General features: G+C 71.3%; 20 protein-coding genes and 1 pseudogene. 17 read left to right on the top strand and 4 right to left on the bottom strand.

The genetic code is table 11. The annotated features are described in order from the left end of the window. Positions 1–39: 39 nt before the first annotated feature. From ACFWVP_RS01605 to ACFWVP_RS01585, 5 genes are all read left to right on the top strand, one after another. Positions 40–1,113 carry a nitronate monooxygenase gene (locus tag ACFWVP_RS01605; RefSeq protein WP_384492917.1) on the top strand — a complete coding sequence of 358 codons (1,074 nt, stop codon included), beginning with the start codon at positions 40–42 and terminating at the stop codon, positions 1,111–1,113. Continuing rightward, positions 1,110–1,856: a 16S rRNA (uracil(1498)-N(3))-methyltransferase gene (locus ACFWVP_RS01600; protein ID WP_384492916.1), complete on the top strand. Its 747-nt coding sequence runs from the start codon at positions 1,110–1,112 to the stop codon at positions 1,854–1,856. Before ACFWVP_RS01605 ends, ACFWVP_RS01600 begins: the two co-directional genes overlap by 4 nt. Before the next feature lie 505 nt (positions 1,857–2,361). Beyond that, a complete protein-coding gene (locus ACFWVP_RS01595) occupies positions 2,362–2,721 on the top strand; it encodes a histidine triad nucleotide-binding protein (protein WP_384492915.1) in 360 nt (119 codons plus the stop codon). 15 nt (positions 2,722–2,736) lie between these two features. Continuing rightward, the gene (locus ACFWVP_RS01590) at positions 2,737–3,645 is read left to right on the top strand and encodes a ribonuclease Z (RefSeq protein WP_384492914.1); all 909 of its coding nucleotides are present in this window, start codon (positions 2,737–2,739) and stop codon (positions 3,643–3,645) included. 10 nt (positions 3,646–3,655) lie between these two features. Continuing rightward, entirely contained in the window at positions 3,656–4,648 is a 993-nt protein-coding gene (locus ACFWVP_RS01585) for an adenosine deaminase (protein ID WP_384492913.1), read from the top strand. Here ACFWVP_RS01585 and ACFWVP_RS01580 read toward each other — a convergent pair. Next, positions 4,612–5,970 (bottom strand): MFS transporter, encoded by a 1,359-nt coding sequence (locus ACFWVP_RS01580; protein WP_384492912.1) that lies wholly within the window; start codon positions 5,968–5,970, stop codon positions 4,612–4,614. The two genes, ACFWVP_RS01585 and ACFWVP_RS01580, sit on opposite strands and share 37 nt — an antisense overlap. 415 nt (positions 5,971–6,385) lie before the next feature. Between ACFWVP_RS01580 and ACFWVP_RS01575 the strand changes: the two genes are divergently transcribed. The 8 genes and pseudogenes from ACFWVP_RS01575 to era all read left to right on the top strand — a co-directional run bounded on the left by ACFWVP_RS01575 (position 6,386) and on the right by era (position 12,464). Further along, a complete protein-coding gene (locus ACFWVP_RS01575) occupies positions 6,386–7,489 on the top strand; it encodes a PfkB family carbohydrate kinase (RefSeq protein WP_384492911.1) in 1,104 nt (367 codons plus the stop codon). Between the two features lie 127 nt (positions 7,490–7,616). Further along, a complete protein-coding gene (locus ACFWVP_RS01570) occupies positions 7,617–8,639 on the top strand; it encodes a PhoH family protein (protein ID WP_384492910.1) in 1,023 nt (340 codons plus the stop codon). Between the two features lie 12 nt (positions 8,640–8,651). Next, positions 8,652–9,149 carry an rRNA maturation RNase YbeY gene (gene ybeY, locus ACFWVP_RS01565; protein ID WP_384492909.1) on the top strand — a complete coding sequence of 166 codons (498 nt, stop codon included), beginning with the start codon at positions 8,652–8,654 and terminating at the stop codon, positions 9,147–9,149. Further along, entirely contained in the window at positions 9,146–10,429 is a 1,284-nt protein-coding gene (locus ACFWVP_RS01560; RefSeq protein ID WP_384492908.1) for a hemolysin family protein, read from the top strand. Before ybeY ends, ACFWVP_RS01560 begins: the two co-directional genes overlap by 4 nt. Continuing rightward, positions 10,426–10,779 (top strand): MmcQ/YjbR family DNA-binding protein, encoded by a 354-nt coding sequence (locus tag ACFWVP_RS01555; protein WP_384492907.1) that lies wholly within the window; start codon positions 10,426–10,428, stop codon positions 10,777–10,779. The genes ACFWVP_RS01560 and ACFWVP_RS01555 overlap by 4 nt, the downstream gene beginning before the upstream one ends. A gap of 43 nt (positions 10,780–10,822) precedes the next feature. Continuing rightward, positions 10,823–11,038: pseudogene (locus ACFWVP_RS01550) on the top strand (XRE family transcriptional regulator); the annotation flags it as partial. Positions 11,039–11,087: 49 nt separating this feature from the next. After that, the gene (locus tag ACFWVP_RS01545; protein ID WP_384492906.1) at positions 11,088–11,438 is read left to right on the top strand and encodes a cytidine deaminase; all 351 of its coding nucleotides are present in this window, start codon (positions 11,088–11,090) and stop codon (positions 11,436–11,438) included. Positions 11,439–11,489: 51 nt separating this feature from the next. Then, positions 11,490–12,464, top strand: coding sequence for a GTPase Era (gene era / locus ACFWVP_RS01540; RefSeq protein WP_384492905.1), 975 nt, complete (start codon positions 11,490–11,492; stop codon positions 12,462–12,464). Positions 12,465–12,612: 148 nt separating this feature from the next. On the opposite strand, the gene ACFWVP_RS01535 is transcribed toward era, so the two are convergent. After that, on the bottom strand, positions 12,613–12,879 hold the full coding sequence (locus ACFWVP_RS01535; protein WP_384492904.1) for a protealysin inhibitor emfourin: 267 nt from the start codon (positions 12,877–12,879) through the stop codon (positions 12,613–12,615). An 86-nt stretch (positions 12,880–12,965) separates the two neighbouring features. Continuing rightward, on the bottom strand, positions 12,966–14,039 hold the full coding sequence (locus ACFWVP_RS01530) for a M4 family metallopeptidase (protein ID WP_384492903.1): 1,074 nt from the start codon (positions 14,037–14,039) through the stop codon (positions 12,966–12,968). Between the two features lie 291 nt (positions 14,040–14,330). Between ACFWVP_RS01530 and leuA the strand changes: the two genes are divergently transcribed. The 4 genes from leuA to ACFWVP_RS01510 all read left to right on the top strand — a co-directional run bounded on the left by leuA (position 14,331) and on the right by ACFWVP_RS01510 (position 18,914). Then, positions 14,331–16,115, top strand: coding sequence for a 2-isopropylmalate synthase (gene leuA, locus ACFWVP_RS01525; protein WP_384492902.1), 1,785 nt, complete (start codon positions 14,331–14,333; stop codon positions 16,113–16,115). Between the two features lie 225 nt (positions 16,116–16,340). Then, complete coding sequence (locus tag ACFWVP_RS01520) at positions 16,341–17,045, top strand: TerB family tellurite resistance protein (RefSeq protein WP_384492901.1); 705 nt, start codon at positions 16,341–16,343, stop codon at positions 17,043–17,045. Positions 17,046–17,293: 248 nt separating this feature from the next. Beyond that, positions 17,294–18,040: a DNA repair protein RecO gene (gene recO / locus ACFWVP_RS01515; protein ID WP_384492900.1), complete on the top strand. Its 747-nt coding sequence runs from the start codon at positions 17,294–17,296 to the stop codon at positions 18,038–18,040. 22 nt (positions 18,041–18,062) lie between these two features. Continuing rightward, positions 18,063–18,914: an isoprenyl transferase gene (locus tag ACFWVP_RS01510; RefSeq protein WP_384492899.1), complete on the top strand. Its 852-nt coding sequence runs from the start codon at positions 18,063–18,065 to the stop codon at positions 18,912–18,914. Positions 18,915–18,981: 67 nt separating this feature from the next. Here ACFWVP_RS01510 and ACFWVP_RS01505 read toward each other — a convergent pair whose 3' ends face one another. Then, entirely contained in the window at positions 18,982–19,416 is a 435-nt protein-coding gene (locus tag ACFWVP_RS01505; protein WP_384492898.1) for a Fur family transcriptional regulator, read from the bottom strand. Between the last annotated feature and the right edge of the window lie 46 nt (positions 19,417–19,462).

Genomic DNA, 19,462 nt, shown 5'->3' with positions numbered 1-19,462 from the left:
TGATTCGGCGCCCCGCACGGGACGTGGCACGATGCCGTCATGTCCTTGGCGCTGACCGATCTCTGCCGGTATCCGATCGTGCAGGCCCCGATGGCGGGCGGTGTCTCCTCCCCGCAGCTGGTCGGGGCCGTCGCCGACGCCGGAGGGCTCGGCTTCCTGGCCGCCGGCTACAAGACGGCGGACGGGATGTACCACGAGATCAAGCAGCTGCGCCGCCTGACCGGCCGGCCCTTCGGCGTCAACCTCTTCATGCCGCAGCCGCTGCTCGCCGACCCGAGCGCGGTGGAGGTCTACCGCCATCAGCTCGCCGGTGAGACGTCCTGGTACGAGACCCCGCTCGGCGACCCCGACTCCAGCGGCGACGACGGCTACGAGGCCAAGGTCGCGATCCTCCTGGAGGACCCCGTCCCCGTGGTCTCCTTCACCTTCGGCTGCCCCACCCGCGAGGTCCTCGACGCGTTCGCCGCGGCCGGCACGCTCACCGTCGTCACGGTCACCACACCCCAGGAGGCGCGGAACGCCCAGTGGGCGGGCGCCCACGCGGTCTGCGTCCAGGGCACCGAGGCGGGCGGCCACCAGTCCACGCACCGCGACGACCCGCAGGGCGGCCTCACCGGCACCGGCCTGCTCACCCTCGTCGCCGAGGTCCGCGAGAGCGTGCGGCTGCCGGTCGTCGCGGCCGGCGGGCTGATGCGCGGCTCCCAGATCACGGCGGTGCTGGCGGCGGGCGCGGACGCGGCACAGCTCGGCACCGCCTTCCTGGCCTGCCCCGAGTCCGGGGCGCACCCCCTGCACAAGCGGGCCCTGACCGACCCGCTGTTCGTGACGACGGCCCTGACCAGAGCGTTCTCCGGGCGCCCCGCGCGAGGGCTGGTCAACCGCTTCGTACGCGAGCACGGCAGGTACGCCCCCGCCGCCTACCCGCAGGTCCATCAGATGACCAGCGGGCTGCGCAAGGCGGCTGCCGAGGCCGGCGACCCGCAGGGCATGGCCCTGTGGGCGGGCCAGGGGCACCGGATGGCACGCGAGCTGCCCGCCGGGGAACTCGTGGAACTGCTCGCCGCCGAGACGGAAGCCGCGCGTGCGGCAGTGAGTGGGAGGAGTGCCCAGTGACGGCACCGGTCTTCGTCGTCGAGCACATGCCCAGTGGGCCGGAGTTCGTCCTGGAGGGATCCGAAGGGCGGCACGCCGTGTCCGTGAAGCGGCTGAACCCGGGGGAGGACCTCGTCCTGACCGACGGGCGGGGCCGCTGGGCCGAAGGCGTCGTACGGGCGGCCGAGGGCAAGGACCGGCTCGTCGTCACCGGCCTCGCCACGGTCCACGAGGAACCGGCGCCCGTGCCCCGGATCACCGTCGTGCAGGCGCTGCCCAAGGGCGACCGCGGGGAGGTCGCCGTCGAGACGATGACCGAGACGGGCGTCGACGCGATCGTGCCCTGGCAGGCGGCACGCTGCATCACCCAGTGGAAGGGCGACCGCGGGCTCAAGTCCCTGGCGAAGTGGCGCACCACGGCCCGGGAGGCGGGGAAGCAGTCCCGCCGGGTGCGGTTCCCGGAGGTCGCGGACGTGATGACGACGAAGCAGGTCGCCGCGCTGCTGGCCTCGGCCGATTTCGCGGGGGTCCTGCACGAGGACCGGGAGACCGGCAGCGCGCCGCTCGCCACCGCCGAGCTCCCCGCCACGGGCTCGATCGTGCTGGTCGTGGGCCCCGAGGGCGGAGTCTCCCCGCAGGAACTCGCCGCCTTCGCCGAGGCGGGCGCGCCGCCGTACCGGCTCGGCCCCAGCGTGCTGCGGACCTCGACCGCGGGGACGGCCGCGGCGGCGCTCCTGATGGGCCGTACGGGACGCTGGAGCTGAGCGACCGCCGCGCCGGGGACGGCCGTTCGCGAACTCTCACCCAGGGGCTGCCACCCTGGGCTGCCGTCCCGGTAGGCACCGCCCCGCGTCCGCCGCCTCCCCGCTTCCGGGTTCCTGCCCGTGGCCTCTCCCGGGACGAAGGCCGTCACCCTCAGGCCCTCGTCCCGGGAGAGGCCACGGGGGCCCGCCACCCGGGCCGCCGCTGCCGTGCCCCGTCCGAGGCCGTCACCCTCAGTCCCTCGTCCCGGGAGACGTCACCTGGGCCCGCCACCCGGGCCACAGCTTCCGGGTTCCGTCCGAACCCGTCACGGCGGAGGCTGTCACCTCCAGGCCACCGTGCCGGGAGACGCCCCCAGGCCGCCCGCGCCCCGTCGGCCGTCCCTCCCGGGCCACCTCACCCCCGTCCCGGCGGGCCCCGGCACGCGGACCGGCCGTCCTGTGGGCGCGGGCGGATAGCATGCCGGTGTACCGATCGCGATCACCAAACGACCGAGGAGGCCGGGCCATGGCGGGAGAGCCGCAGACCGACTGCCTGTTCTGCAAGATCGTCACGGGCGACATCCCGGCGACCATCGTCCGCCAGAGCGCCACGACCGTCGCCTTCCGTGACATAAACCCGCAGGCCCCCACGCACGTGCTCGTCATCCCGAAGGCGCACTACCCGGACGGGGCCTCGCTCGCCGCCGCCGAACCGCAGATCGCCGCGGACGTGCTGCGCGAGGCCGGTCTGGTCGCCGCCGACGAGGGCATCACCGGGAGCGGCTACCGCATCGTGCTCAACACCGGTGCCGGTGCCGGCCAGACCGTCTTCCACGCGCACGCCCACGTCCTGGGCGGGCGCGGGATGCAGTGGCCCCCCGGCTAGACAGGTCCGCACACCGTGTCCGTACGCGAACTCGTGGTCCTCGGCACCGCCAGCCAGGTCCCGACCCGCCACCGCAACCACAACGGCTACCTGCTGCGCTGGGACGGCGAGGGCATCCTCTTCGATCCCGGCGAGGGCACCCAGCGCCAGATGCTGCGCGCGGGCGTCGCCGCGCACGACATCGACCGGATCTGCGTCACGCACTTCCACGGGGACCACTCGCTGGGACTGGCCGGGGTGATCCAGCGGATCAACCTGGACCAGGTACCGCACCCCGTAACCGCCCACTTCCCGGCGAGCGGGCAGCACTTCTTCGACCGGCTGCGGTACGCGACGGCCTACCGCCAGTCCGTCGACCTGGCCGAGGTCCCGGTCGCCGCCGACGGGATCCTCGCCACCACGGACGCGTACACCCTCGACAGCCACCGCCTCTCGCACCCCGTCGAGTCCTACGGCTACCGCCTCACCGAACCCGACCGTCGGCGCATGCTCCCCGAGAAGCTCGCCGAGCACGGCATCCGCGGTCCGGACGTCGGGCGGATCCAGCGTGACGGTGTCCTGCGCGGCATCCCGCTCGACGAGGTCTCCGAGCCCCGGCGCGGGCAGCGGTTCGCCTTCGTCATGGACACCCGGCTCTGCGACGGCGCGTACGCGCTCGCCGAGGGCTGCGACATGCTGGTCATCGAGTCCACCTTCCTCGACGAGGACGGCCGGCTCGCCGCCGACCACGGCCACCTCACCGCGGGCCAGGCCGCACGCGTGGCGAAGGAGTCAGGCGTACGGCACCTCGTGCTGACGCACTTCTCGCAGCGCTACAACGACCCCGAGGCCTTCGAGCACCAGGCCAGGGCAGCCGGCTTCGAAGGCGAACTGACCATCGCCCAGGACCTGATCACGGTCCCCGTACCCACCCGCCACCAGTGACGAGATCCCCGTGCACCTCCCCAAAGCCGAACTCCACCTCCACATCGAAGGAACCCTTGAACCCGAGCTGGCCTTCGCCCTCGCCGCACGCAACGGCGTGGACCTGCCCCACGCGGACACCGAGGCGCTGCGCACCGCCTACCTCTTCGACGACCTGCAGAGCTTCCTCGACCTCTACTACGCCCTCATGGCCGTCCTGCGCACCGAGGAGGACTTCGCCGAACTGGCCGACGCCTACCTCGCCCGCGCCGCCGCCCAGGGCGTCCGCCACGCGGAGATATTCTTCGACCCGCAGGCCCACACCGGCCGGGGTGTCCCGATCGGCACCGTCATCGAGGGACTCGGCAGGGCGCTGGAGCGCAGCGAGGAGACGCACGGCATCTCCACCCAGCTGATCATGTGCTTCCTGCGCGACAAGTCCGCCGAGTCGGCGCTGGAGACCCTGGAGGCCGCGAAACCGTACCTGCACCGCATCAGCGCCGTCGGCCTGGACTCCGCCGAGGTCGGCCACCCGCCCGCGAAATTCCGCGAGGTGTACGCCGCGGCCACGGCCCTCGGCCTGCGCAAGGTCGCCCACGCGGGCGAGGAGGGCCCACCGGAGTACATCCGTGAGGCCCTGGACGTCCTGGGCGTCGAGCGCGTCGACCACGGCCTGCGCTGCATGGAGGACCGGGACCTGGTGGACCGGCTCGTCTCCGAGCGGATCCCGCTGACGCTCTGCCCGCTGTCCAACGTACGGCTGCGCGCGATCGACACGCTGGAGGACCACCCGCTGCCCGCCATGATGGCCGCCGGGCTGCTCTGCACGGTGAACTCCGACGACCCCGCCTACTTCGGCGGATACGCCGGAGACAACTTCCAGGCCGTCCACGAGGCACTCGCCCTGGACCACGAGCAACTGCGCACCCTCGCCCGGAACTCCTTCGAGGCGGCCTTCCTCGACCACGACGAGGAGCGCAGGGCGCGCTACCTGGCCGAGGTCGAGGCGTACGCGTTCGACTGACCCGGTCCGCCCGCCGGGCCGGCCGTCCGGAACGCGCTCCTGACGAGCCGCCTGCGGCGCAGCGCGGGAACACTGATCTCCGTGACGGCCTGCTCCGGTGCTCCCAGCTTCGGCACCGCGCCGGACAGGCTGCCGGTCGTCGCGGCGAGCAGTGCCGCCGGGGCACCGCCCCTGCGCCGGACGGAACCGGGCACCAGCGGGCGCCCTCCGGTGTGCAGTGCGACGGCGGTCACGGGGGCGGCGACCAGCAGCGTGGCGGCGCCCAGGATCAGGCCCATCACCGCGTAACCGGCCTCCTCGGACAGCACACTGCCGAGGACGGGTCCGCAGGCCACGCCGACCGATGACGCCGAGCCCGCCAGGACCGCCCAGCGGCCGCGCACGTCCAGTGAGGCCGCCAGGCCGATCAGATACGACAGGACGACCGGGTAGAAGGCGTTCCACATGATCTCGCCGGTCGCGAACGCGCCGAGGTCCTCGGCCGAGGAACTGAGCACGATGCTCATCGCGATGATCACGGTCCCGAGCCCGATCGGCACGGCCCGTCCGAGCCGGGCGCCCAGCATCCCGGCCCCCATGACGCCGAGGAGACCGGCCCCGAGCGCGGCCGCGAACACCGCGCCGACGGTCACCTCGGAGAGCCCCACCTGGACGACACCGATCCGGCTGCTGACCCCCCACAGGGCGTTCTGCGCCATGGACCAGACGAGCATCCCGCCGGCCAGCACCAGGCCCGACCGCCGGTGCGGCAGCCGCCCCTGGACGGCCGAGGCGGCGCCGGCGGGCGAGGAACCGCCCAGCCGGGACGTGGCGGGCCAGACGAGCAGCGCGACCAGGGCGATCGACGCGAACGGCAGGCGGTGACCTCCGCCGAGGTGGGGGACCGTCAGATAGAGGAGGCCCGCCGTCGCCGAGACGCTGAGCAGCCCCAGGGACGAGGTCCGGTGCGGGTCACGCTGCGCGGCGATGCCGGCCGTCGCGACCGCGGTCGCCGTGCCGGAGCCGAACCCGCCGACCACGACACCCGCGACCACCAGCGGGACCGAGGCGGTCAGCGCGGCGCAGCCGTAGCCCAGCACGGCCAGTATCAGTCCGACGCGCGCCGGTCTCCGTGACCCGTACCGCTCGACGCGTCCCGCCAGGGCGAAACCGGCCGAGGCCGAACTCAGCAGCAGGGCACTGCCGACCAGGCCCGCCTGGGCGGAGCTCAGCCCCAGATAGGCGCTGAGGCGGCCGACGATGGTGGGGAGCAGATAGGCGGCGAGGTAACCGGCGGTGAACACGGCGACCAGGGGCCACGCGGCGCGGGGGCGCGAGGACATGGGCGTTCCTGAAGACATGCCAGAAGAGGCAGGAGAAAGGCAGGGGAGGGTAAGGCGGGGGTGACGCGGGGGGCCCGGCGGATCCGGGCAGGGCGGAGCGAGGGGTGATGCGGAGTGAGGGTGACGCAAAGGGGGCAAGGCAATAAAAAGCGGGAGATGCGACACTCGTCGTCAGCTGTCCCGAACGGTGCTCGCGGGCCAATTTGTATCAAGCGCGCAGAGCGGACGGAAAGCAGCCTCGATGTGATCTGGGTCACTTACGGGTTTATGCGCCTTCCGACCGGGTAGCGGCGGATGTTTATGCAGGTCGGAGCAAGTGTGAGCGCGGTGGCGCGGACCCTCCGGTCACGCGGGCGCATCGGGCACACTGGCCGGATCTCGCACTGTCCAGATCCACCACGGCCGGGAGCGCACGGTGAGCACAGACATCTCAGGCATCGACCCGCTGCTCGGGCTGCGCGCCCCGCAGGACCCGCCCTGCGACGTCTTCCTGACCGGCCCGGTCTTCCTGGACATCATCTTCACCGGCCTCGACAGCGCACCCGTACGCGGCACCGAGTCCTGGGCCCGGGGTATGGGTTCCAGCCCCGGCGGCGTCGCCAACATGGCCACCGCGCTCGCCCGGCTCGGACTGCGCACCTCGCTGGCCGCCGCGTTCGGCGACGACCACTACGGCGAGTACTGCCGGGACGCTCTCGAACAGGGCGAGGGCATCGACCTCTCGATGTCGCGCACGGTCCCCGGCTGGCACTCACCGGTCACCGTCTCCATGGCCTACGAGGGCGAGCGCACGATGGTCTCGCACGGCCACGAGGCACCCGCCCCCGTCCCCGCCGCGACCTCCGGCCGGACACTCCCGCACTGCCCGCCCCGCGCCCGCGCCGCCATCGCCTCGCTGACCCCCGGCCGCAGCGAGCCATGGGTGACCGGCGCCGCCCGGGACGGCGCCATGGTCTTCGGCGACGTCGGCTGGGACGAGACCGGCCGGTGGGACCTGGACGCACTGCCCGACCTCGGGCACTGCTCGGCCTTCCTCCCCAACGCCGAGGAGGCCATGCGCTACACCCGTACCGACTGCCCGCGCGCCGCCGCGCAGGCCCTGGCCGCACGCGTACCCCTCGTCGTCGTCACCCTGGGCGCGGAGGGCGCGTACGCCGTGGAACGGGCCACCGGGACCGCCGCCGAGGTGCCCGCCATCGCGGTCGAGGCCCTGGACCCCACCGGGGCGGGCGACGTCTTCGTCGCCGGGTTCGTCACCGGCACCCTGGCCGGCTGGCCGCTCGCCGACCGGCTCGCCTTCGCCGGACTGACCGCCGCGCTCTCGGTCCAGGAGTTCGGCGGATCACTGTCCGCGCCCGGCTGGGTCGAGATCGCCGCCTGGTGGCAGCACGTACGCACCTGCGCCGACCAGGACCCGGCGGCCCTGGAGCGGTACGCGTTCCTGGAGGAACTGCTGCCCGCCACCAGCCGGGCATGGCCGCTGCGCCGCGCCGTCCCGACCATCGGCTTCCGCCAGTGAAGGGCTGATGATCAGCCGGTAAAACCTCTCGGTGTTGTCGGTGCCAAGTCGTACGCTGGTACTCCAGAGGCCGTCGAGCAGCGACTGCCCTGCAACGGGAGGTATGTGCAGGCCCGAGGGCCGGCCCATGACTCAGTCACCTACACAGCCGCAGCCGCGAGCCCGGATCAGGATCCCCGCCGCACACCCCATGGTGATGCTCCTGGGATCGGGAGACTCCCTGCTGCGCGTGATCGAAACGGCGTTCCCGGCCGTCGACATCCATGTCCGGGGCAATGAGATAAGCGCGACTGGCAGCGCGGCGGACGTCGCCCTGATCCAACGGCTTTTCGACGAGATGGTGCTGGTGCTCCGCACCGGACTGCCGATGACGGAGGACGCTGTGGAACGCTCGATCGCCATGCTCAGGGCGAGCGGCAACGGCACCGGCGACGGCGCCGAGACACCGGCGGAGGTGCTCACCCAGAACATCCTCTCCAGCCGCGGCCGCACGATCCGCCCCAAGACGCTCAACCAGAAGCGTTACGTCGACGCGATCGACAAGCACACCATCGTCTTCGGCATCGGCCCCGCCGGCACCGGCAAGACCTATCTCGCCATGGCCAAGGCGGTCCAGGCCCTGCAGTCCAAGCAGGTCAGCCGGATCATCCTGACCAGGCCCGCCGTGGAGGCGGGGGAGCGGCTCGGCTTCCTGCCCGGCACGCTCTTCGACAAGATCGACCCGTATCTGCGCCCGCTCTACGACGCACTGCACGACATGCTCGACCCCGACTCCATCCCGCGGCTGATGGCGGCGGGCACGATCGAGGTGGCACCACTGGCGTACATGCGTGGCCGGACCCTGAACGACGCGTTCATCATCCTCGACGAGGCGCAGAACACCAGCGCCGAGCAGATGAAGATGTTCCTCACCAGGCTCGGCTTCGACTCGAAGATCGTCATCACCGGTGACGTCACCCAGGTCGACCTCCCGCACGGGACGAAGAGCGGTCTGCGCCAGGTCCAGGAGATCCTCGACGGTGTGGAGGACGTGCACTTCTCCCGGCTCACCTCCCAGGATGTCGTCCGGCACAAGCTGGTCGGCCGTATCGTCGACGCGTACGAGAAGTACGACAACGAAGAGGGCCGCAACGGCCGCAACGGGAAGTAGTCGCAGCGCACCATGTCGATCGACGTCAACAACGAGTCCGGAACCGAGGTCGACGAGCAGGCGATCCTCGACATCGCCCGCTACGCCCTCACCCGGATGCGGATCCACCCGCTGTCCGAACTCTCGGTGATCGTGGTGGACACCGCCGCCATGGAGCAGCTCCACATCCAGTGGATGGACCTTCCCGGCCCGACGGATGTCATGTCCTTCCCGATGGACGAGCTCCGTCCGCCGGCGAAGGACGACGAGGAGCCCCCGCAGGGGCTCCTCGGTGACATCGTGCTCTGCCCGGAGGTCGCGAAGAAGCAGGGCGAAGAGGCGGACACCCAGCACTCCATGGACGAGGAGTTGCAGCTCCTCACCGTCCACGGCGTGCTGCACCTCCTCGGCTACGACCACGAGGAGCCGGACGAGAAGGCCGAGATGTTCGGCCTCCAGGCCGCCATCGTCGACGGCTGGCGTGGTGAGCACGGGCTGACCGGCCCGTCCCCCGCCCCCACCGTCTCGTGAGCGTCCCCCTCATCTCGGGCGCCGTCCTGCTGGTCGTGGTCGGCTGGCTCGCCGCCTGCGCCGAGGCCGGCATCGCGCGCACGTCCAGCTTCCGGGCGGCGGAGGCCGTCCGGGCCGGGCGGCGGGGCAGTGCCAAGCTGGAGCAGGTCGCCGCCGACCCCACCCGCTATCTCAACGTCGCCCTGCTCGTGCGGGTCGCCTGCGAGATGTCCGCGGGGGTGCTCGTCACGTACGCCTGCCTCGAGGAGTTCCCGGAGACCTGGGAGGCGCTGGCCGTCGCCATGGGTGTGATGGTCCTCGTCAGCTACGTCGCCATCGGGGTCTCGCCGCGCACCATCGGCCGCCAGCACCCGCTGAACACGGCGACCGCCGCGGCGTACGTCCTGCTGCCGCTGGCCAGGATCATGGGCCCCGTCCCGCAGCTGCTGATCCTCATCGGCAACGCGCTGACCCCGGGCAAGGGCTTCCGCAAGGGCCCCTTCGCCAGCGAGGCCGAACTCCGCGCGATGGTCGACCTCGCCGAGCAGGAGTCGCTCATCGAGGACGAGGAGCGCCGCATGGTGCACTCGGTCTTCGAGCTCGGCGACACCCTCGTACGCGAGGTGATGGTGCCCCGCACCGACCTGGTCTGCATAGAGCGCTACAAGACGGTCCGCCAGGCGCTGACCCTCGCCCTGCGCTCGGGCTTCTCGCGGATCCCGGTCACCGGGGAGAACGAGGACGACATCGTCGGCATCGTCTACCTCAAGGACCTGGTCCGCAAGACGCACGTCAACCGGGAAGCGGAATCCGACCTGGTCTCCACGGCGATGCGCCCCGCCGCGTTCGTCCCCGACACGAAGAACGCGGGCGACCTGCTGCGCGAGATGCAGCAGGACCGCAGCCACGTCGCCGTCGTCATCGACGAGTACGGCGGTACGGCCGGCATCGTCACGATCGAGGACATCCTCGAGGAGATCGTCGGCGAGATCACCGACGAGTACGACCGCGAGCTCCCGCCGGTGCAGGAGCTGGAGAACGGCTGCTACCGGGTGACCGCACGGCTCGACATCGGCGACCTCGGTGAGCTGTTCGGCCTCGACGAGTACGACGACGAGGACGTGGAGACGGTCGGCGGCCTGCTCGCGAAGGCCCTCGGACGGGTTCCGATCGCCGGGGCCTCGTCGGTGGTGGACCTTCCCGACGGGCGCAGGCTCCGGCTGACCGCGGAGTCCCCGGCCGGCCGGAGGAACAAGATCGTCACGGTGCTGGTGGAACCGGAGGGAGCGCAACCGGAATGACGCCCCAGGAACTGCGCGGGTTCTGCCTGGAATTCAACGCCTGCGCCGAGGAGTTCCCCTTCGGGCCCGAGATCTCGGTCTTCAAGGTTCTGGGGAAGATGTTCGCCCTCAGCGCGCTGGACGGCAGCCCGCTGACGGTCAACCTCAAGTGCGATCCGGACGACGCGCTGCGGCTCCGCGAGGAGCACCCCGCGATCGTGCCCGGCTGGCACATGAACAAGCGGCACTGGAACACGGTGACCGTCGGCGGACTCCCGGACCGGATGGTCCGGGAGCTCGTCGAGGACAGTTACGACCTGGTGGTGGCCGGACTCCCGAAGACGGAGCGCCTCCGGCTGGACCGGCCGTAGCGGCAGGAGCTCAGGCGGCGGACCGGCGCAGGCACTCCGGGACCAGCGGGACGTCGCCCCCGGCGGCCAGATCCGCAAGGAACTCCAGCACCCGCTCGTCGGCACCCTGACCGTGGAGTCCACCCAGCTGCGGGTGCCCGCCCGCCCTGACCTGGTGATCGTGCCGCACACCCCGCTGCCCGGCACCGGCACGGAGGCCCGGCTCCAGTGGCCGGCCTCGCCGGAGGGGCGGCGCGGGTCCATGTATCCCGTGCCGTGACCGGACCCCGTTGCGGCGCGGGTGCCCGCACGCTTCGTATGCTCAGCACATGACCGACACCGACCTCGGACCCGAGGACCGCAAGATCGTCACCCTGGCCCGCAGCGTCCGCGCCCGCAACGGAGTGCCGGAGGGCGCGGCCGTACGGGACGAGACGGGACGTACGTACGCGGCGGGCACCGTGGCCCTGGACTCGCTGAAGCTCAGTGCGCTGCGGACCGCCGTCGCGATGGCGGTGGCCGGCGGGGCCACATCCCTGGAGGCCGCCGCGATCGTCTCCGAGGCCGCCGCCCCCTCCGCCGAGGACCGGGCCGCAGTCCGTGACCTGGGCGGACCCGGCACTCCGGTGCTGCTCGCAGGGCCCGACGGGACACTCCGGAGCACCGTCTCCGCGGGCTGAACCACCACGGCGGCGCCCTGCTGTGCAACGGCGCCGCCGGGATCGGGGAGAATGGGCGCCATGAGCGCTCGACCGAACACAGAAGCTGCTGCCCAGCAGGCTGAGAACAACGCCCCCCACCGGGCCGGCTTCGCCTGCTTCGTGGGCCGCCCCAACGCGGGCAAGTCCACCCTCACGAACGCTCTGGTCGGTCAGAAGGTGGCGATCACCTCCAACCGCCCCCAGACCACCCGGCACACGGTGCGAGGCATCGTGCACCGCCCGGACGCACAGCTGATCCTGGTGGACACACCGGGACTCCACAAGCCGCGCACCCTGCTCGGGGAGCGGCTGAACGACGTCGTACGGACCACCTGGGCCGAGGTCGACGTCATCGGCTTCTGCCTGCCCGCCGACCAGAAGCTCGGCCCCGGCGACAAGTTCATCGTCAAGGAACTCGCCGGGATCAGGAAGACCCCGAAGATCGCGATCATCACCAAGACCGACCTCGTCGACCCCAGGACGCTCGCCGAGCAGCTGCTGGCCGTCTCCCGCCTCGGTGAGGAGCTCGGCTTCGAGTGGGCGGAGATCGTCCCGGTCTCCGCGGTCAAGGACCAGCAGGTGAGCCTGCTGGCCGACCTGATCGCCCCGCTGCTCCCCGAGAGCCCGCCGCTCTACCCGGAGGGCGATCTCACCGACGAGCCCGAGATGGTCATGGTCGCGGAGCTGATCCGCGAGGCCGCGCTCGAAGGCGTGCGGGACGAGCTGCCGCACTCCATCGCGGTCGTCGTCGAGGAGATGCTGCCCCGCGAGGACCGCCCGGCGGACAAGCCGCTGCTCGACATCCACGCGAACGTCTACATCGAGCGCCCCAGCCAGAAGGGCATCATCATCGGCCCGAAGGGCCAGCGGCTGAAGGACGTCGGCACGAAGTCCCGCAAGCACATCGAGGCGCTGCTGGGCACGCCGGTCTTCCTGGACCTGCACGTGAAGGTCGCCAAGGACTGGCAGCGCGACCCCAAGCAGCTGCGCAAGCTCGGGTTCTGAGCGGCAGCCCCGGTGCGGCACGCGCCCCGGCGTGCCGCACCGGAGCAGCGCGTCCCCCCTGCGAGCGCACGGCGCCGGGCTGTACGAGTGCGGGCCGGACGCGGGGCGTCGGGCTGGGGCTGTCCCGCCAGGGATCACGGGACAGCTTTTACGCACCCTCTTTCAGGACCCGGGAGATCAGCGCCCGCTGCGCGTCGGTCAGCCGCGGGTCCGCGCAGTCGACGGTCCGGTCGCCGACCGTGATCCGGTAGCGGAATCCGTCCGGCACCCCCGCGGGCGGGCCGCCCCGGGGGGCGGTGAGCACCGCCTCGGCCAGGGCCTCCCACTCCGCGGCGTCGGGCCGGCCCGAGGTGTCGACCTCGCCATGACGTGCGACGCCGGCGAATCCGCCGGTCCGGCTCACCTGAATGCGCATGCGTACTGGCTCCTGCCTGAACCCGCCCGGACGGCCCGCTCCGTACCCGGAGGGCCCCCGGCGGACCGCCGGGCCCTCCTACCCGCTCATGCGGTCGGTACGCCCACCTCCGACCATGCCTTCAGCACAGCTTCCACCTCGTCGCCCTCGCCGAACCTGTGACGGGCCGCCGCGACCGTCAGCCGGGCGAAGTCCGCGAAGTCCGCGTTCTGCGTGAGCTCGCCCCCGGTCAGGACGTCGAACCAGATTCCGCCGGCCCGCTCCCACGCGTTGCCGCCGAGCGCGGTGGCCAGCAGGTAGAAGGCACGGTTGGGGATGCCGGAGTTGAGGTGCACCCCGCCGTTGTCCTCGTCCGTCTCGATGTAGTCGTCCATCGAGGCGGGCTGCGGGTCCTTGCCGAGCACATCGTCGTCGTACGCCGTGCCCGGGGCCTTCATCGAGCGCAGCGCGACCCCGCTCACCCGGGGCGCGAGCAGTCCCGCGCCGATCAGCCAGTCGGCCTGTTCCGCGCTCTGGCCCAGCGAGTACTGCTTGACGAGCGAGCCGAACACGTCCGACACGGACTCGTTGAGCGCGCCCGACTGGCCCTCGTACGTGAGGTTCGCCGTGTACTGGGTCAGGCCGTGCGCCAGCTCGTGGGCGATCACGTCGATGGCGACCGTGAAGTCGAGGAAGATCTCCCCGTCCCCGTCTCCGAAGACCATCTGCTCGCCGTCGAAGAAGGCGTTGTTGTACTTCTCGTCGTAGTGCACGGAGCCGATCAGCGGCAGCCCCTTGCCGTCGATCGAGCTGCGGCCGTACTCCGTGAGCAGGAGCTCGAAGGTGGCGCCGAGTCCGGCGTACGCGCGGTTGACGCTGGCGTCGCGGGTGGCCTCGTCGCCCTCGTCGCGGACCTTGTGGCCCGGCAGGTCCGTGCCGTGGCGGCAGTCGTACAGGGTGCGGTGGGGCTTGGTGGGGACGGGGTCCGCGGTGCGCGGGCGGTCGGGCGCCCAGGCCATCGCGGTCAGTTGCCGGTGGCGGCGCCGTGCCCCGTCGGCCTCCAGGGTGCGGCGGGCGGGGCCGGCCAGGACAGGATCGTCCGCCTGGGACAGCTTTTCGAGGAGATGGGGCGGCACGATGGTGCAGAAGACGGGCTGGAACCCGTTGGTGCGAGGCTGCATGCAAACGACTGTGGCACTCCGTGATCGCGCTGTCACTGGTTGCGATCGCGATTGACGAAATAGAGTGATGAATCACCGTTTTGCCCTCATCGCGGCGTGATCCCGCATACTGATACGGACCGACGCACCAGGCGCCCCTCGGTTAGTGTTGCCGCATCATGCGTTTCGGGCTGCTCCTTCTTAGCTGCCGCGGCGAGGGCCTGTAGTCGTAGGCCGGCTCCCTCCCCGCGGAGTTCGCTGTTGCAGCGACACAGTCGGCCGCCCCTGCTGGACCAAGAGGAGCCGTACGCCATGACTGCCGTAAATCCCGCTGAGAACGCCGCTTCCCCCGTGGGCGGACCCACTCCGGTCACCAACGCGACGCAGCTGCAGAAGCCCTCCGGGATGCCTGTCCACAAGTACCGCGGGTACGAGGCCGTCGACATCTCCGACCGCACCTGGCCGGACAACCGCATCACGCAGGCGCCCCGCTGGCTGTCCACGGACCTGCGCGACGGCAACCAGGCACTGATCGACCCGATGTCCCCGGCCCGTAAGCGCGAGATGTTCGACCTGCTCGTACGCATGGGCTACAAGGAGATCGAGGTCGGCTTCCCGTCCTCCGGCGAGACCGACTTCGCGTTCGTGCGCTCCATCATCGAAGAGGGCGCGATCCCCGAGGACGTGACGATCTCCGTCCTGACGCAGGCCCGCGAGGAACTGATCGAGCGGACCGTCGAGTCGCTGGTCGGCGCGCGCCGCGCCACCGTGCACCTGTACAACGCCACCGCGCCCACCTTCCGTCGCGTGGTCTTCCGCGGCTCCAAGGAGCAGGTCAAGCAGATCGCCGTGGACGGTACGCGGCTGGTCATGGAGTACGCGGACAAGATCCTGGGTGACGACACGATCTTCGGCTACCAGTACAGCCCGGAGATCTTCACCGACACCGAGCTGGACTTCGCCCTGGAGGTCTGCGAGGCCGTCTGTGACGTCTGGCAGCCCGAGGAGGGCCGCGAGATCATCCTGAACCTGCCCGCCACGGTGGAGCGTTCGACGCCGTCCACGCACGCGGACCGGTTCGAGTGGATGTCCCGCAACCTGTCCCGCCGCGAGCACGTCTGCCTGTCCGTGCACCCGCACAACGACCGCGGCACCGCGGTCGCCGCGGCGGAGCTGGCCATCATGGCCGGCGCCGACCGCATCGAGGGCTGCCTGTTCGGCCAGGGCGAGCGCACCGGCAACGTCGACCTGGTCACCCTGGGCATGAACCTCTTCTCGCAGGGCGTCGACCCGCAGATCGACTTCTCGCAGATCGACGAGATCCGCCGCACCAGCGAGTACTGCAACCAGATGGAGGTCCACCCGCGCCACCCCTACGCGGGCGACCTGGTCTACACGGCCTTCTCCGGCTCCCACCAGGACGCCATCAAGAAGGGCTTCGACGCCATGGAGGCCGACGCCGCCTCCCGGGGGAAGACCGTCGACGAGATCGAGTGGGCGGTGCCGTACCTGCCGATCGACCCGAAGGACGTCGGCCGTTCCTACGAGGCCGTCATCCGGGTCAACTCGCAGTCCGGCAAGGGCGGGATCGCGTACGTCCTGAAGAACGACCACAAGCTGGACCTGCCGCGCCGGATGCAGATCGAGTTCTCCCGGATCATTCAGGCCAAGACCGACGCCGAGGGCGGCGAGGTCACGCCGGGCCAGATCTGGTCGACCTTCCAGGACGAGTACCTGCCGAACCCGGACAACGCCTGGGGGCGCGTGCAGATCCGCTCCGGCCAGACCATGACCGGTTCCGACGGCCGGGACACGATCACGGTCGAGGCCACCGTCGACGGTGCGGACACCCTGCTGACCGGTTCGGGCAACGGTCCGATCTCCGCCTTCTTCGAAGCGCTGCAGGCCGTCGGCATCGACGCCCGTCTGCTGGACTACACCGAGCACACGATGAGCGAGGGCGCGAGCGCGCAGGCCGCCTCCTACATCGAGTGCGCGATCGACGGCAAGGTGCTGTGGGGCATCGGTATCGACGCCAACACCACGCGTGCCTCGCTCAAGGCGGTCGTCTCCGCGGTCAACCGCGCGACCCGCTGACAGCAGCTGCCCGGCCCCGCGGACAAACGTCCGATGAGCCGTGGAACAGCCGTGAAGCAGCCGTGAAGCCGTCCGGTCCGAGAGCCCCGTCCGCCCGCCACGGGTGGGCGGGGTTCGGCCAACTCCCGGGGTTGTGACATCCGGGATGCTGACGCCACCTCACGTATGTGGCTAACATCACGTCCGACACGGCAATGTTGCCGGGGCGTTACGGAGGTGTGCGACGTGCGGTCAGCCAAAGGACAACGCGCCACAAGACTGGGCATCTACGGCATCCGCACCGTCTGGGACACCGTCGGTGACGGCGAGTTCTTCTGCCCCGGATGCGGCGGTGACCGCAACTACCGGCGTCTCACCGGCCGCCACCGCTTCACCGTGATCGGCATGCCGCTGCTGCGGCGCGGCAGCGCGGGCCCCGTCGTCGAGTGCGCCGCCTGCCTGAAACACTTCCCGACCGACGCCCTCGACCACCCCACCACCACCCGCTTCTCCGCGATGCTGCGGGAGGCCGTGCACACCGTCACGCTCGCCGTGCTCGCGGCGGGCGGTACCACCTCCCGTACGGTCCTGGAGGCCGCGGCGGCCACCGTCCGCGACGCCGGGCTCGACGACTGCACGCAGGAACAGCTGTTCACCATCGTGGAGGTCCTCGCCGCGGACACCGGGGCCGGTAACGGCCGGGACCCTGCGGCCGAGGCCTGCGGAGCGGCCCTCGCCATCGAGCTGCACGAGGTGCTGAAGCCGCTGGCCCCGCATCTGGCCGAGGCCGGCCGCGAGGCGGTCCTCCTGCAGGGCGCCAGGATCGCGCTCGCCGACGGCCCGTACTGCCAGGCCGAACGCGAGGTGCTGACGACGGTGGGCGGCGCGCTCCAGCTCCGCCCCGCCGACACCGCCGCACTCCTCGCGGCGGCGGCGCGCACCCCTTCGTAGCCGGCCCGACCCCGAGCGCACGCCCCGGCGGACCCGGGCTCCCCGCGTAAGCCCCTGTGCGGCCCGTACGCCTCCGTGCGACCGGGCGCGAGGGGAAACCCCGCTCCGGGCGGCTCCGGGCGGCACACCGGCCGCGGGGCCCCTTCCCGGGGCCGGCACGCAAGCCGCTCCGTGACGGGTCGCGGCTTCCGTGCCCCGGGAGCGAAGACCGCCGACGGGCGCACGCCCCGGTGGGCGACAATGGGCGCATGAGCTTGTTCCGGGACGACGGCGTCGTGCTGCGTACGCAGAAGCTGGGCGAGGCCGACCGGATCATCACGATCCTGACCCGCGGCCACGGTCGGGTGCGCGCCGTCGCGCGCGGAGTGCGGCGCACCAAATCCAAGTTCGGGGCGCGGCTCGAACCCTTCTCCCACGTGGACGTGCAGTTCTTCGCACGCGGCAGCGAACTCATCGGCCGCGGCCTCCCGCTGTGCACCCAGAGCGAGACGATCGCGCCGTACGGCAGGGGCATCGTCGCCGACTACGGCCGCTACACCGCCGGCACCGCGATGCTGGAGACCGCCGAGCGCTTCACCGACCACGAGGGCGAACCCGCGGTCCAGCAGTACCTGCTGCTCGTCGGCGGGCTGCGCACCCTCTCGCGCGCCGAACACGCGCCGAACCTCATCCTCGACGCGTTCCTGCTGCGTTCCCTCGCCGTCAACGGATACGCGCCCAGCTTCGACGACTGCGCCAAGTGCGGAATGCCCGGACCGAACCGGTTCTTCTCCGTCGCGGCGGGCGGCGTCATCTGCGGCGACTGCCGGGTGCCCGGCAGCGTCGTACCCTCGGCGGAGGCCGTCGGACTGCTGAGCGCACTGCTCACCGGGGACTGGGAGACGGCGGACGCGTCCGAGGCGCGTCATGTCAGGGAGGGGAGCGGACTCGTGTCCGCCTATCTGCACTGGCACCTGGAGCGCGGCCTGCGCTCGCTGCGGTACGTCGAGAAGTGACACAGGGAGACGAGAGAAGCTCATGGCAGTACGCGGGATGCTCGGCGGACGTAACCGGCGTGAGTACAAGACCCCCGAGCCGCACCCCTCCGGCGCCACCCCGCCGAAGATCCCCGGCGAGCTGGTGCCCAAGCACGTGGCGGTCGTGATGGACGGCAACGGCCGCTGGGCCAAGGAGCGCGGCCTGCCGCGCACCGAGGGGCACAAGGTCGGCGAGGGCGTCGTCATGGACGTGCTCAAGGGCTGCATCGAGATGGGCGTCAAGAACCTCTCGCTGTACGCCTTCTCCACGGAGAACTGGAAGCGTTCTCCCGACGAGGTGAAGTTCCTGATGAACTTCAACCGGGACGTCATCCGCCGCCGCCGGGACGAGATGGACGAGCTCGGAATCCGGATCCGCTGGGTCGGCCGCATGCCGAAGCTGTGGAAGTCCGTCGTCCAGGAGCTCCAGGTCGCCCAGGAGCAGACGAAGGACAACGACAGGATGACGCTGTACTTCTGCGTCAACTACGGCGGCCGGGCCGAGATCGCCGACGCCGCCCAGCGCATCGCGCAGGACGTCGCGGCCGGAAAGCTCGACCCGTCGAAGGTCAACGAGAAGACGTTCGCGAAATACATCTACTACCCGGACATGCCGGACGTGGACCTCTTCGTACGCCCCAGCGGCGAGCAGCGCACGTCCAACTACCTGATCTGGCAGAGCGCGTACGCCGAGATGGTCTTCCAGGACGTCCTGTGGCCGGACTTCGACCGCCGGGACCTGTGGAGCGCCTGCCTGGAGTTCGCCCGGCGCGACCGCCGCTTCGGCGGTGCGGAGGAGAAGGCCGTGGAGAAGGCCGCCGCGGAGGCCGCGGAGGCCGCGGGGAAGGTCTGACCCGTTACGCCGATGGCCCCTCCCCGCTCGGGGAGGGGCCATCGGCGTAACGGCAGGGCAGGGGGGATCAGTTCTCCGCGCCCGCGCACTCCGCGCAGGTCCCGAAGATCTCCACCGTGTGGGCCACGTTCACGTAGCCGTGCTGCGAGGCGATGGTCTCGGCCCACTGCTCCACGGCCGGACCCTCGACCTCGACCGCCTTGCCGCAGACCCGGCACACCAGATGGTGGTGATGGTCACCCGTCGAGCACCGCCGGTAGACCGCCTCGCCGTCCGTCGTGCGCAGTACGTCGACCTCGCCCGCGTCGGCGAGGGACTGCAGGGTGCGGTAGACCGTCGTCAGCCCGACGGAATCGCCCCGGTGCTTCAGCACGTCGTGCAGGTCCTGGGCGCTGCGGAACTCGTCGACCTCGTCGAGCGCGGCGGCGACCGCCGCCCGCTGCCTGGTCGACCGGCCGCGTACCGGGGCCGCGTTCGTGCCACTGATCGGCGCCGTGGCCACAGGTGCCTCCTCGTGTCGCCCGTACGTATGTCGGGCCATTGTGCCA

It is taken from the genome of Streptomyces sp. NPDC058637 (genome assembly GCF_042717325.1).
GTDB lineage: Bacteria > Actinomycetota > Actinomycetes > Streptomycetales > Streptomycetaceae > Streptomyces.
This window is presented reverse-complemented; position numbering and strand designations above follow the sequence as displayed.